Source organism: Pseudomonas sp. IPO3749 (assembly GCF_013386605.1).
GTDB lineage: Bacteria > Pseudomonadota > Gammaproteobacteria > Pseudomonadales > Pseudomonadaceae > Aquipseudomonas > Aquipseudomonas azotoformans_A.
In genome coordinates, this window is record NZ_JACARN010000089.1 from 1 (window position 1) to 12,875 (window position 12,875).

Consider the following 12,875-nt stretch of genomic DNA (forward strand, 5'->3'; position numbering starts at 1 on the left):
TTTAGCCGCCCCGCGCCATGGATGGCGCGTGGCGGCGGCCCCCCAAATCACTGTCGGATTACGGGCACACCGAGCGTGAGCGAGGTGCCGAGTGTTGGGGCAAGAGCCCTTTGGTTACTTTGGGCTGGGCCGGCATTCCGGCTTTTCCAAAGTGACCCGCCGTAAGGGCGGAACCAATACCCGCCATCACCCAAATAACGGATATGCCCCCAATCACAACCCCTGACTCCCCCGAATCAAATCATAAGCCTTCCTGGCAATCGGATTCGCCGTATTCGGCCGAATCCAAAGGTAATACGTCACCTCCGGCAACCGCGGCAACCCATCCGTCTCCCCCAACACCCGCATATCCGGCCCCAGCATTTCCATACTCCGCGGCGTCACCCCCAACCCCGCCCGAGTCGCCGCCTTGATCCCGATCAAATTCGAAGCCAGATACGCCTGGCGCCAAGGAATATTCGCCTGCTCCAACGCCTCCAGCGCATAACGCCGATAAATGCTCGGCTCATCCACCAGAATCAACGGCAACGGCTCACTCGGCTGGTGAATATACTGGGCCGAACAAATCCACCACACCGGCGACGTGCGCAACGCAAACCCCTCCAGGTTTGGATCAGACCGCGTGGAAATCACCATATCCACCTTGCCCCGATGCAAGTCATCCATCAAAAACGGACTGCGCCCCACATCGATCTCCAACCGCAAACGCGGTGCCGAGCGGGCGATGTGACTGAGGATCGGCGGCAGTATCGTGTCAGCAATATCGTGGGGCGAGCCAATACGCAGCACACCACTCAGGCTGCTCTCACGCAGCGAATTCAACGCATCGTCATTCAACGACAGCATCTGCCGCGCATGGCGCAGCAACTGCAAGCCAGGCTCGGTCAGTTGCTTTTGCCGGCCACGCTTCTCGAACAGACTGACCCCCACTTGCTGCTCCAAGCGTTGCATGTGCTGGGTCACGGACGATTGGGTGCGCGACAGGTGCATACCGGCGCCGGCGAAGCTGTGGTGGTCGACCACGGCAATAAAGGTGCGCAGCAGTTCAAGGTCAAGGGTCGACATGGCCGGCTCCAGAGGCGGTTTTTATATCAAGGGTGTGAAGTTAAACATTACAGATATTTATGTATGGGTGAAGCGTATTTTTAGCGCGCCCCGTAAATAGTGGCATATGTCGTAATCGTAGGTCGTGCAGACACGACAAGTTATAACGATATGAGATATTTGCATTTCCGTTGCCCCCACACTCTCCCTAGCATGCCCCTCCATCAGGTCGGGGTACGCCGATCATTTGCCAGGGGGAAGTCCAATGAAGTTGAAAAAATGGTTGCCGGTGGCCCTCGGGTCGATCATCGCGTTGGGCAGCAGTGTGGCGGCGCAGGCCGATGCGACCCTGGACAAGATCGAGCAGCGTCATGTGCTGGTGGTCGGCGTGCTGTTGTCTGGCGGGCCATTCGGCAGCATTGACCCGGCCACGCAAAAGCCCAAGGGCTTGAACGTCGACCTGGCCAACGAACTGGGGCGTCAACTCAAGGCAGAGGTGCAATTGGTGCCGGTGTTGCCGGCCAACCGTGTGCAGTTCCTGCAACAGGGCAAGGTCGACTTGCTGATCGCCAATATGGAATGGACCGCCGAGCGCGGTGAGATCCTCGGTTTTGTGCCGACCCCGTTCTACCGTATTGGCGGCGCAGCGGCGGTGCTGAAGGACAGCAAGATCGCCCGCTGGGAAGACCTCAAGGACCAGCCCGTGTGCACTTCGCAGGGCAGCAGCTACGTGAAGCCGCTGACTGAGTTCGGCGCGCAGCTCAAGGCATTCAAGAGTTCTTCCGAATCCTTGTTGGCCCTGCGTGGCAACAACTGTGTGGCGGCGGTGCATGACTCGACGCTGATCAACCCGTTGATCAATGACAGTCCCGAGTGGAAGGACTACCGCGTCATTACCCCGGAACTCAACCCGGCGCCTTCGGTGATCTGGACCCGTCGCGGCGAAAGCGATACCCAGGCCAAGCTCGATCCGATCGTCAAGGAGCTGCACCGCAGCGGCTGGCTGATCGACGCCCAGACCCGCAACCGCATCAGCCCGGCTTCGCCTGCGTTGGTGGAATTGCAGCAACAGTTCAAGGGCGCCTGATATGCATTTTAAGACCTTCACCGCAGTCGGCCTGGCCCTGTGCGCCGGCTTCGCCCAGGCCGATGCCACCCTCGACAAGATCCAGCAACGCCACGCCATCAGCGTCGGGGTGATTCTCAGCGGGCCGCCGTTCGGCACCCTGGACCCCAAGACCGGTGAGCACCTGGGCTACAACGTCGAACTGGCCAAGGGCATCGGCGAGGCGCTGGGCGTCGAGACCAAGACCGTATCGGTACTGGCGCCCAACCGCGTGCAGTTCCTGCAGCAGGGCAAGGTCGACATCCTGATCGCCAATATGCAGTTCACCGAAGAGCGTGCCGAGATCCTCGATTACGTGCCTACGCCCTACGAAGAAGTCGGCGGCGCGGCGTTGATCCGCAAAGGCGCTGGCATCCAGCAGTGGGCCGACCTCAAGGACAAACCGGTGTGCGTGTCCCAGGGCAGCAACTTCATCAAACCGCTGCAAGAGACCTACGGCGCGCAGATCAAGGCGTTCCGCAGCCAGTCCGAGTCGTTGTTGTCGCTGCGCGGCAATGGGTGTGTGGCGGCGGTGCACGTCAGCCCGACCATGCACGCTTTGCTCAGTGATGCCGAATGGGAGGGCTATGAAATTCCGTTGCCGGGCGACCTGATTCCGTCCAACTCGGTGATCTGGATCCGCAAGGGCGAACACGACACCCAGGCCAAGCTCGATGCCATCGTGAAGGGTTGGCATAAAAGCGGTTTCCTGATCGCCCTCGGCGAGCGTACCGGCATGGCGCCGTCCCAGGCCCTGCGCGATTTACATGAGCAATACAGCCATGAGTGATGCGTTGTTCGCCACCTTGCAACAGTTGCTCGGCGCGGCCCATGTGCAAACCAGCGAGCAAGCGGCGCACTACCTCACTGACAAACAGGGCCGCTACACCGGCCACGTGATCGCGGCGGTGCATCCGGCCAACACCGAGGAAGTGGCGGCGGTGGTGCGCGCCTGCGTGGCGCTGAAGGCGCCCATCGTGGTGCAGGGTGGCAATACGGGGTTGATGGCCGGTGCTACGCCGGATGCCAGCGGGCGTTCAGTGTTGCTGTTGCTGGACCGCATGAACCGCGTGCGTTCGGTCGACACCGACAACGACACCCTGACCGTGGAAGCCGGGTGCATCCTGCAACATGTCCAGGACGCGGCCCGTGCAGCCGATCGCCTGTTTCCCCTGAGCCTCGGCGCTGAGGGCAGTTGCACCCTTGGCGGCAACCTTGGCACCAATGCCGGCGGCACCGGCGTGCTGCGTTATGGCAATACCCGTGAGCTGACCCTGGGCCTGGAAGTGGTGACCGCCGAAGGCGAGATCTGGCATGGCCTGCGCGGGTTGCGCAAGGACAACACCGGCTATGACTTGCGCGACCTGTATATCGGCAGCGAAGGTACCCTGGGCATTATCACGGCCGCCACCTTGAAGCTGTTTCCGCTGCCCAAGGCCCAGGCGACCGCATTGCTGGCGTTTGATGAGCTGGCGCAAGCCGTCGCTTTTCTGTCCCATGCCCGTGCCGGTTTTGGTGCGAGCCTGACGGCGTTTGAATTACTCACTGCTGATTGCCTGGCGCTGTTGCGCGATCAGTTTCCGGAGGGCCCGCAGCCGTTCAAGACGGCCAGTCAGCCCTGGTTCGCCCTGATTGAGCTTTCTGACAACCACGGCGAAAGCCATGCCCGCGAAGCCTTCGAAGCGGTGCTTGGCGAGGCTTTCGAAAAGCAGTTGATCAGCGACGCCCTGATCGCTGAAAGCCTGGCGCAAAGCGAAGCCCTGTGGTTGCTGCGCGAAAACATGAGCGAGGCGCAAAAGCGTGCCGGGCGCAATATGAAGCACGATATCTCGGTGCCGATCTCGCAAGTGGTCGCCTTTGTGGCGCACACCGACGCGTTGTTGCAGCAGCATTTTCCCGGGGTGCGTCACTTCACCTTCGGCCACTTGGGCGACGGCAACCTGCATTACAACGTGGCCCATCCACTGGATTCGACAGTGGACGCGCACATGGCGCACTACGCCGAACTCAGCGCCCTGGTGCACGACAGTGCCCATGCCCACGGTGGCTCGATCAGTGCCGAGCACGGCATCGGCCAGCGCAAGGTCGGCCTGCTCAGCCGCTATAAAAGCCCGGTGGAGCTGGACCTGATGCGCCGCATCAAGCAGGCGCTGGATCCGCACAACCTGCTCAACCCCGGCAAAGTCCTTGAGGTACAGCCATGATCCTACGCCTGTCCCAACGCGTGCAGCGGGTCTCGCTGTCCGCCAACGCCGCCGCCAAATCCCGCGCCACTGAGTTGCGCGAGGCGGGGCGCGATATTCTCGATCTCACCACCGGCGAGCCGGATTTCGATACCCCCGAACACATCAAGCAGGCGGCCTATGCCGCGATCGCGGGCGGTGCCACCAAATACACGCCGACGCCCGGTGTAAAAGCCTTGCGCTTGGCCGTGCAACGCAAGCTCGCGGATGAAAACCGCCTGGACTATCCACTGTCGTCCATTGTGATCGCCAACGGCGCCAAGCAGATCATCTTCAACGCGTTTGCCGCGACCCTGGATGACGGTGATGAAGTGCTGGTGCCGACACCCTACTGGCCGTCGTTCCCCGACAGCGTGCGCTTCAATGGCGGCGAGCCGGTGTTCATCGCATGTGGGCTGGAGCAGGGCTGCAAACTGCTGCCGGCCCAGTTGGAGCAGCACATCACTGCGCGTACGCGCTGGCTGATCCTCAATGGCCCTGGCAACCCGAGCGGCGCGGTGTACAGCGAAACCGAACTGCGCGAGTTGGCCGAAGTGCTGCGTCGTCATCCCCAGGTGCTGGTCCTGCTGGATGAACTCTACGAACACATCCGTTTCGACGGCCGCCCTGCGCAGAGCCTGTTAAACGTCGCTCCGGATTTGCTCGACCGTTGCCTGCTGGTGGGCGGCGTGTCCAAGACTTACGCGATGACTGGCTGGCGCATCGGCTTTGGGGCGGGGCCGAAAACCTTGACCGATGCCATCGCAGTGGTGCAATCCCAATCCACTTCTGGGGCGTCCTCAGTGGGCCAGGCGGCTGCATTGGCGGCTTACAACGGTGGGCTGGACTTTCTTGCGGAGCACGTCGCGGCTTATCAATTGCGCCGGGATATTCTGGTGGAAACGCTTGCAGCCGTTGACGGCCTTGAAGTCCTGGAGCCCCAGGGCGGTTTCTTCGTCTTCGTGCGTTGCGCCGGGCTGCTGGGACGCGTTCGCCCGGACGGCCAGCGCATCAACAACGACGATGACCTGGTGGCCTGGCTGTTGGAGGAGGGCGTCGCCGGAGTGGCGGGCAGTGCCTATGGCCTGTCGCCGTGGTTCCGTCTGTCCATCGCCACCGCGACCGACAGCGTTGCAGAAGCCGGACGGCGTATCGCAAGCGCCTGCGGAAAGTTGCAATGATGGAGGTTTTTGTCCATTGGGCTGCGGGTATCGGCCTGAACTACAACTTTCTGTTGGATGCCTACCAGCGTGGCACGCTGGTCCAGGGCGCGCTGACCACTGGCCTGCTGTGCCTGTTCACCATTATTGGCAGCCTGTTGGCGGGCATCACGCTCGCAGCGATGCTCACCTCGGGTAACCCGTGGCTGGCCAAACCGGCGCGGGTGTTCGTCGAAGTCACGCGCAACACGCCGACCCTGGTGCAGCTGTACTGCGCATTCCTGGTGCTGAACATGCTGCTGACCCAGGCAGTCGGTGCGGCCAACCCGCTGACGCCGTTTGCCTGGGTGGTGATCGTGATCTCCCTGCACAAAGGTGCGTTTCATGCCGAGGCTTTGCGCGCCGGCATCGAAGCAGTGCCTGCCGTGACCTTGGAAGCTGCCAGTTCCCTTGCTTTCAGCAGCCGACAGTTGCTGTGGAATGTGCAGTTGCCCCTGGCGCTGCGTTTTGCCCTGCCGTCGCTGATCAACAACCTGATCGACCTGGTGAAGATGACCGCCGTGGCTTCCGCGATTGCGGTGGGCGACATCACCTACGCGGCCATCATGATCTGGACCCAGAGCGATAACGTGCTGGAACTGATGATCCTGATCCTGAGCTTTTTCGGCCTGCTGAGTTTTATCGTCAATTGTGTGGGGCGCTGGCTGGAAGCGCGCCTGAGGATGCCCGGCTATGGCCATTGATTCATTCCCGGTGTTGTCGGCGTTGCTGCAATGGTCACCGGCACTGGTGGCCGGTTTCGGCCAGAACATCCTGATCAGCGTGGTGGCGATTGCCCTGGGCTCGGTGCTGGGGTTGTTGATCGGTGCGTTGGCCTTGTCGCCGTTGGGCTTTGTCGCGCGGCTGTGGGTGCAGGTGTTTCGCAATGCGCCGTGGCTGGTGCTGATCTATTTCACCACCTACGTGTTTCCGTTCGAGATCCACATCGGCAGCAGCTACGTGTCGTTCCCCGATTGGGTCAAGGTCACTATCGGCCTGGCGTTGCCAGCCAGCGCCAACGTGGCGGAGATCTTCCGTGGCGCCATCGGTTCGATCCCCAGCACCCAATGGGAAGCCGCGCGCTCCCTGGCGTTCACCCGTGGCCAGTTGTTCCGTTCGATCATCCTGCCGCAGTGCTTCAAGCGCATGTTGCCGCCGTGGATGAACCTGTACGCCGTGGTCACCATGGGCACCGCGCTGGCGTCGCTGGTGGGCGTGCATGACGTGATCGACACCGCACAGATCGCCAGCAACACCGTGAACATGACTGGCTTTACCGTGCTGATCTACTTGAGCCTGCTGGTGCTGTTCTTTGCCTATTGCTACCCGATTTCCCGTCTCACCCAACACCTGGAGCGCCGTTATGCCTTCTACTGAACCCTTGGTGAGCCTGCGGGACGTACACCTGTCGTTCGGCGCCAACCCGGTGCTCAAGGGCATCGACCTGGAGGTGCTGCGCGGCCAGGCGGTGTCGATCATTGGCCCGTCGGGCTCGGGCAAGTCGACGATCCTGCGCTGCATCACCGGTTTGTTGCAGCCCCAGCGCGGCAGCATCCGCGTGGGCCAGACCCAGGTCGATACCTTGGCCCAGGAAGCCCAGCGCATCGAGTTGCGCAAACGCGTCGGGTTTGTTTTCCAGCAGTACAACCTGTTCCCGCACTTGTCGGTGCTGGAAAACCTGGTGATCGCCCCGCGCAAGGTGCTCGGTCGCAACCGTGCCGACGCTGAGAAAGACGCTCGCGCCTTGCTGGCCAAGGTGCGCATGGAGCACAAGGCCGATGCCTATCCCGGCCAACTGTCCGGTGGCCAGCAGCAACGCGTGGCGATTGCCCGTGCCCTGGCGATGCGTCCGGAGCTGATCCTGTTTGACGAAGTGACGTCGGCACTGGACCCGGAGACCGTCGGCGAAGTGCTGACGGTGATCCGCGAACTTACCGAAGAGGGCATGACCTGCGTGTTGGTCACCCACGAAATGCGCTTCGCCGAAGAGATCAGCGACGTGGTGTATTTCACCGAAAACGGCGTGATTGTCGAGCATGGCAGCGCGCAGCAGATCTTCCAGAACCCGGCCAGCGAACGCACCCAGACGTTCCTGCGCCATGCCTTGGGCGACACGGGGCGCCGTGGCCCCATCGCCCACGACCCGTACCTGTTGACCAATTTGAGCCGTTACAGCCTGTCTGTCTGATAAGAGGAAATTCGTGATGAGTATCGAAAACCGTGCCGACGTGATCGAAGCGTTTTTGCAGCAGATCCGCGTCATCAACCAGCGTGGCGTAGACCGCGCGGCCTTGGATGAAATCGTTGGGCTGCTGGAAAACCTCGCCCAGCGCCGCGACCTGTTCAACTTTGATGAATTCCCCGCGCCGGTGCCGGGGCAGGGCAGCACGGCGTTCCGCTATCGCCTGAATGACGACGGTGATACGCCGACGCTCTACCTGAATTCGCTGTTACCGGGCAAAAGCACGATCCCGCATAACCACGAGACCTGGGCGATCATCAGTGCCATCGAAGGGCAGGAGATCAACTACGTCTACGCGCGCAGCGATGAGGGTCGCGAGCCGGGGTTCACCACCCTGACGCTGGAGAAAGAAGTGATCGTGCAGCCGGGCACCTCGATCTCGTTCCTCGGTGAAGACCTGCATGGCATCAAGGTCGAGGGCGAGCAGGCGACGTTGCATTTCCACCTCTATGGCTTGCCGCTGGAATCGCTGAACGGCCGATATGGCGTGGAAGCGGACGGTCGCATCCTCAACTACAACGCCTCGCAGATGGCGCCGTCGATCAAGGCCTACGCATGATCGACCTTTATTACTGGCCCACGGGCAACGGCTTGAAGGTCGGCATCCTGCTCGAAGAGCTGGGTGTGGAATACCGCCTGGTGCCGGTGAACATCCGCGAAGGCCAGCAGAAACAGGCGGACTTCCAGCGCATCAGCGCCAACGGGCGCATCCCGGCGATTGTCGACTATCGCCCGGAGGTGCCGCTGAGCCTGTTCGAATCCGGCGCGATCCTCAATTACCTGGCCGACAGCGCCGGTCAGTTCTTGCCACCGGCGGGTACTGCCGAGCGGCAAAAGGTCCAGGAATGGTTGTTCTGGCAGGTGGGGCATATCACCCCGTATCTGAGCCAGTTGCAGCTGTTCAAGGAGAAGGCTCCGGAGCCGATTGCGTTTGCCCTCGACCTGCTCAACGCCGAAGCCACGCGCTTGTATCGGGTGCTGGAACAACGCCTGGCCGAGGTGCCCTATGTGGCGGGCGAATACTCGGTGGCGGACATGGCGATCTTCCCGTGGATTCAACCGCAGCGGCAGGGCCAGGCCTTGGCCGATTACCCCCGTATTCAGGCCTGGCGTGAGCGCATCAAGGCGCGGCCGGCGGTGCAGCGTGCCTATGCCAAGGGTCGCGAAGTGGCCGCGGGCGAACGTTCGTTGGCGTTGCAGTAACTCTTTTCTTCAATTGTTGGGACTTCCATGAGCCAGACCATCACCCCCAGTCAACTGCAGCAATGGCTGTTCGACGGGCAGGAAATCGCCCTGTTCGACGTGCGCGAACACGGCCAATACGGTGAAGCCCACCTGTTTCACGGGGTGAACCTGCCCTATAGCCGCCTGGAACTGGAGGTACGCCGACTGGCGCCTAACCCCCAGGTGCGCCTGGTGATCTACGACCAGGATGGCGGTGATGTGGCGGCGCGCACGGCGCAACGTTTACGGGGGTTGGGTTATAGCCGCGTGCACGTGTTGGAGGGGGGCGCCGAAGGTTGGCAGGCCGCCGGCTTGCAACTGTTTGCCGGGGTACACGTGCCGTCCAAGGCGTTTGGCGAGTTGGTGGAAGAGGCCAGCCACACCCCGCACGTGACCGCTCGGCAACTGGCGGAGTGGCAAGCGCGCGGCGAGCCGTTGGTGGTGCTGGACGGCCGGCCGTTCGATGAATACCGCAAGATGACCATTCCCGGCTCCATCTGCTGCCCCAATGGTGAACTGGGATACCGCGTGCATGACCTGGTGCCGGATGACAGCACGCCCATCGTGGTCAACTGCGCCGGGCGCACCCGCAGCATCATCGGCGCGCAGACCTTGATCAACCTGGGCCTGAAAAACCCGATCTATGCCTTGGAAAACGGCACCCAGGGCTGGTACCTGGAAGATTTCCAGCTGGAACACGGCAGCACCCGCCGTTATGCGGATGAGGTCAGCAGCGACCTAACTCAACAGCGTCGGGCCGCACAGCGATTGGCCGAGCGGGCAGGGGTGGCGACCGTGTCGGCGGATCAGGTGCGTCAGTGGGCCGATGACGCTCAGCGCAGCCTGTTCCTGTGCGACGTGCGCACGGCTGAAGAGTTCGCCCTCGGCACATTGCCGGGTGCGCAGCATACGCCGGGCGGGCAGCTGATCCAGTCCACCGATCTGTACATCGGTGTGCGGCAGACGCGCATTGTGCTGGTGGACAGTGATGGTGTGCGCGCACCGATTGTTGCCAGTTGGCTGCGCCAGTTGGGGCATGAGGCGTATGTATTGAACGGTGGCATCGACAGCGGGCTGGCCTTGCCGGTGTTGCAGCCGGTGGCGTATGAGCCGCTGCCGTTGATCAGCCCTCGTGCTTTTGACTTGGGGGACGTCAACCTGATCGACCTGCGCCCGAGCATGGTCTTTCGAAAGGGGCATATTCCCGGTTCCCGGTGGTCGATCCGTTCGTTGCTGGAAACCGATCAGCGTCCGCTGGTACTGGTGGCGGATGATCCTGCGTTGGCCGCCTTCGCCGCCCAAGGGTTACAGGCGCAGCTGCTCGACGGCGGTTTCGCCGCCTGGGCAGCGGCCGGTTTGCCGGTGAGTGAGGACCCGCAAAACCCGCCCGACGCTCAGTGCATCGACTTCCTGTTCTTCACCCACGACCGCCACAGTGGCAACAAGGACGCTGCGCGCCAGTACCTGGCCTGGGAAATTGGCCTGTTGGCGCAGATGAGCACGGCGGAGATCGCCAGCCTCAAGCCGTTGGCCGCTCCATCGCGGGTGCGCACTCGGTTGATTCACGCGGCTCGCACCGAAAAAGGCCATGGCGGCCGCGCAGTCAACGTGCCGATTACACGCATCAGCACCGTGCTGTTCGACAACCTGGCGCAGATGCGTGACGCTCGTGCCCGCCGCGATAGCGAGCGGGTGTTGACCTACGGCGCACGCGGCAACCCGACTTCCCACGCCCTGGAAGACCTGGTCACCGAACTGGAGGGCGGCTATCGCACCCGTCTCTACGGCACCGGCCTGGCCGCAGCGGCCCAGGTGTTCCTGGCGTATCTGCGCCCCGGCGATCACGTGCTGATCACCGATGCGGTGTATTCGCCGGTGCGCAAGTTGGCTCGCGAGTTCCTGCAGCCGTTCGGCATTGAAGTCAGCTATTTTTCGCCGGACGGCAAAGGCCTGGAAGCCCAGTTGCAAGCCAATACCAAACTGGTCTACGCCGAAGTCCCGGGTTCGTTGCTCTACGAACTGTGCGACCTGCCCGCCATTGCCGCGTTGTGCAAACCGCGCAATATCCTGCTGGCCGTGGACAACACCTGGGGCTCGGGCTACCTGTATCGACCGCTGGCGTTGGGCGCAGACATCTCCATCATGGCCCTCACCAAATATCTCAGCGGCCATAGCGACGTGATGATGGGCAGCGTATCCACCACCCAGGCCGCGTGGCCGGCGCTGGGCCGGATGAGCGATACCTTCGGCAATGCCGTGAGTGCCGACGATGCCTATCTGGTCCTGCGCGGTGCACGCACTCTGGCCTCGCGCCTGGATGTGCATGAGCGACAGGCGCTGGATGTCGCGCTGTGGTTGCAGGCGCAGCCGCAGGTCAAGCGCGTGTTCCATCCGGCCTTGCCCGAACATCCGGGGCATGCGCTGTGGCGGCGGGATTTCACTGGCAGCAATGGCTTGCTGTCATTTGAGTTGAGCAGCGCTGACCCGGCCTATCTCGAGCGCTTCATCGACGGTCTGCAACTGTTCGGATTGGGCGCTTCGTGGGGCGGCTATGAAAGCCTGGTCACCGTGGCCGATACCCAGGACCGCGACAGCGCGGCGGACCGAAGGCTGAACCCGGTGGTACGCCTGCATATCGGACTGGAAGATGTGGCGGCGCTGATCGAGGACCTGCAACGCGGGTTTGCGCTGGCGGGCTAAGGCAAAAAAACGCTCCCACCGTGGGTGGGAGCGTTCGCCGGTCAGTGCTTGACCGGCGTTGGCAGGGTCACCAGGTTGACGTAGCCATCCCAGAATTTCTTCTGGTCCACGCCGAACACCACCTTGGCTTTCTGCGTGCCCACGGGCGCGCCTTTCTGGTAGCCGAGTGCACGGCCGTAGTCGGCGCCGAAGGTGGCGTCCACATCGACCCACAGTTCCCGGGACTCGGTGACGATGTCCGGGTTGACCAGGTACAGCGCCGGCAAGCTGTCCCAGGTAAAGCTGTGGTAGCTCGGGTCCTTGTCGAACAAGGGGCCGAACTCGTGCTTGTACAGGTCGGCAATCGCGCCTTTCTGGGCAATCACGCGCTGGTACACCGTTTTATCGAAGGTGACTTTCTCGCACACATCGTTCGGGAAAATCACGTGTTCGATCGGCGAGCGCAGCACGATCTTTGCGGCCTCCGGGTCGAACCACCAGTTGAATTCCGCCGCCGGTGTGGTGTTGCCCGGAATCTCCAGGGCGCCGCCCATGTACACGATGCGCTTGATCAGCGGCACGATATCCGGCGCCGAACGGATCGCCAGGGCGACGTTGGTCAGCGGGCCGACCGCCAGGATCGTCACCTGATGCGGGTTGGCGCGTACGCTGTCGACGATGAATTGCGCGGCGGTTTCCTTGCGCAATGGGGTGTGCGTCGCCAGGCCATCCGGCGGTGCGATCAACTGCGTGGGCGAAGTCGGGCGGGGGTTCTTGAATGCCCCCGGCCAGCCGGAGCCGAACAGCGCCTTTTCCGCCTCGTAGGTGGCGTAGTCATGCAGCAACGGGTAGGCAGCGCCGGAGTAGACGCCAACCTCTTTCTCCACGCCCATGCGTTCAACGGCCTTGAGCGCATCGACCTGCTCCTGGTCGACCCAGGCGTTGCCGCTGACCAGGGTCATGCCCAGCAACTCGATACGTTTTTGCGCATGGAGCTGGGCGAGCATGATGAAGGCCTGGCCGTCATCGTTGAGCACGTTGAAGTCGGTGTCGAAAATGACTTTTTCCGCAGCCTGGACGGTGCCGGCACACAGGCCGACGGCAACCAGCAGCGCGCAGCTTTTCACGAAACCTTGCATGGTGATTCATCCGAAAAATTG

12 protein-coding genes are annotated in these 12,875 nt (G+C 62.3%); 10 read left to right on the forward strand and 2 right to left on the reverse strand.

Features of this window, described 5'->3' with window-relative positions:
- Positions 1–213 precede the first annotated feature (213 nt).
- Positions 214–1,065, reverse strand: a complete 852-nt coding sequence (locus HX812_RS27950; RefSeq protein ID WP_038851183.1) for a LysR substrate-binding domain-containing protein — start codon at positions 1,063–1,065, stop codon at positions 214–216.
- A 244-nt stretch (positions 1,066–1,309) separates the two neighbouring features.
- Here HX812_RS27950 and HX812_RS27955 point away from each other — a divergent pair, with 244 nt between their 5' ends.
- The 10 genes from HX812_RS27955 to metC are packed head-to-tail and all read left to right on the forward strand — an operon-like array spanning position 1,310 to position 11,736.
- Entirely contained in the window at positions 1,310–2,131 is an 822-nt protein-coding gene (locus HX812_RS27955) for a transporter substrate-binding domain-containing protein (RefSeq protein ID WP_038851184.1), read from the forward strand.
- A gap of 1 nt (position 2,132) precedes the next feature.
- Entirely contained in the window at positions 2,133–2,939 is an 807-nt protein-coding gene (locus tag HX812_RS27960; RefSeq protein ID WP_038851186.1) for a transporter substrate-binding domain-containing protein, read from the forward strand.
- A complete protein-coding gene (locus tag HX812_RS27965; protein WP_038851187.1) occupies positions 2,932–4,353 on the forward strand; it encodes an FAD-binding oxidoreductase in 1,422 nt (473 codons plus the stop codon). The genes HX812_RS27960 and HX812_RS27965 overlap by 8 nt, the downstream gene beginning before the upstream one ends.
- Positions 4,350–5,552, forward strand: a complete 1,203-nt coding sequence (locus HX812_RS27970) for an aminotransferase class I/II-fold pyridoxal phosphate-dependent enzyme (protein WP_038851188.1) — start codon at positions 4,350–4,352, stop codon at positions 5,550–5,552. Before HX812_RS27965 ends, HX812_RS27970 begins: the two co-directional genes overlap by 4 nt.
- A complete protein-coding gene (locus HX812_RS27975) occupies positions 5,549–6,274 on the forward strand; it encodes an amino acid ABC transporter permease (protein WP_016977968.1) in 726 nt (241 codons plus the stop codon). The genes HX812_RS27970 and HX812_RS27975 overlap by 4 nt, the downstream gene beginning before the upstream one ends.
- Positions 6,264–6,947, forward strand: coding sequence for an amino acid ABC transporter permease (locus HX812_RS27980; protein WP_038851189.1), 684 nt, complete (start codon positions 6,264–6,266; stop codon positions 6,945–6,947). Before HX812_RS27975 ends, HX812_RS27980 begins: the two co-directional genes overlap by 11 nt.
- The gene (locus tag HX812_RS27985) at positions 6,934–7,758 is read left to right on the forward strand and encodes an amino acid ABC transporter ATP-binding protein (RefSeq protein WP_038851191.1); all 825 of its coding nucleotides are present in this window, start codon (positions 6,934–6,936) and stop codon (positions 7,756–7,758) included. Before HX812_RS27980 ends, HX812_RS27985 begins: the two co-directional genes overlap by 14 nt.
- A 16-nt stretch (positions 7,759–7,774) precedes the next feature.
- Positions 7,775–8,371, forward strand: a complete 597-nt coding sequence (locus tag HX812_RS27990) for a cysteine dioxygenase (protein ID WP_016977971.1) — start codon at positions 7,775–7,777, stop codon at positions 8,369–8,371.
- Positions 8,368–9,015 (forward strand): glutathione S-transferase family protein, encoded by a 648-nt coding sequence (locus HX812_RS27995; protein WP_033901627.1) that lies wholly within the window; start codon positions 8,368–8,370, stop codon positions 9,013–9,015. Before HX812_RS27990 ends, HX812_RS27995 begins: the two co-directional genes overlap by 4 nt.
- 27 nt (positions 9,016–9,042) lie before the next feature.
- Entirely contained in the window at positions 9,043–11,736 is a 2,694-nt protein-coding gene (gene metC, locus HX812_RS28000) for a cystathionine beta-lyase (protein WP_038851193.1), read from the forward strand.
- A gap of 41 nt (positions 11,737–11,777) precedes the next feature.
- Here the strand turns inward: metC and HX812_RS28005 are convergent, their stop codons facing one another.
- The gene (locus tag HX812_RS28005; protein WP_038851194.1) at positions 11,778–12,854 is read right to left on the reverse strand and encodes a nucleoside hydrolase; all 1,077 of its coding nucleotides are present in this window, start codon (positions 12,852–12,854) and stop codon (positions 11,778–11,780) included.
- Positions 12,855–12,875 lie beyond the last annotated feature (21 nt).

Excerpts from the sequence above, each read along its gene's own strand:
- HX812_RS27955 (WP_038851184.1), top strand. The coding sequence starts at position 1,310 with ATGAAGTTGAAAAAATGGTTGCCGGTGGCCCTCGGGTCGATCATCGCG.
- HX812_RS27990 (WP_016977971.1), top strand. The coding sequence starts at position 7,775 with ATGAGTATCGAAAACCGTGCCGACGTGATCGAAGCGTTTTTGCAGCAG.
- HX812_RS27985 (WP_038851191.1), top strand. The coding sequence starts at position 6,934 with ATGCCTTCTACTGAACCCTTGGTGAGCCTGCGGGACGTACACCTGTCG.
- HX812_RS27995 (WP_033901627.1), top strand. The coding sequence starts at position 8,368 with ATGATCGACCTTTATTACTGGCCCACGGGCAACGGCTTGAAGGTCGGC.
- HX812_RS27975 (WP_016977968.1), top strand. The coding sequence starts at position 5,549 with ATGATGGAGGTTTTTGTCCATTGGGCTGCGGGTATCGGCCTGAACTAC.
- HX812_RS27950 (WP_038851183.1), bottom strand. The coding sequence starts at position 1,065 with ATGTCGACCCTTGACCTTGAACTGCTGCGCACCTTTATTGCCGTGGTC.
- HX812_RS27970 (WP_038851188.1), top strand. The coding sequence starts at position 4,350 with ATGATCCTACGCCTGTCCCAACGCGTGCAGCGGGTCTCGCTGTCCGCC.
- HX812_RS27960 (WP_038851186.1), top strand. The coding sequence starts at position 2,133 with ATGCATTTTAAGACCTTCACCGCAGTCGGCCTGGCCCTGTGCGCCGGC.
- HX812_RS28005 (WP_038851194.1), bottom strand. The coding sequence starts at position 12,854 with ATGCAAGGTTTCGTGAAAAGCTGCGCGCTGCTGGTTGCCGTCGGCCTG.
- metC (WP_038851193.1), top strand. The coding sequence starts at position 9,043 with ATGAGCCAGACCATCACCCCCAGTCAACTGCAGCAATGGCTGTTCGAC.
- HX812_RS27965 (WP_038851187.1), top strand. The coding sequence starts at position 2,932 with ATGAGTGATGCGTTGTTCGCCACCTTGCAACAGTTGCTCGGCGCGGCC.
- HX812_RS27980 (WP_038851189.1), top strand. The coding sequence starts at position 6,264 with ATGGCCATTGATTCATTCCCGGTGTTGTCGGCGTTGCTGCAATGGTCA.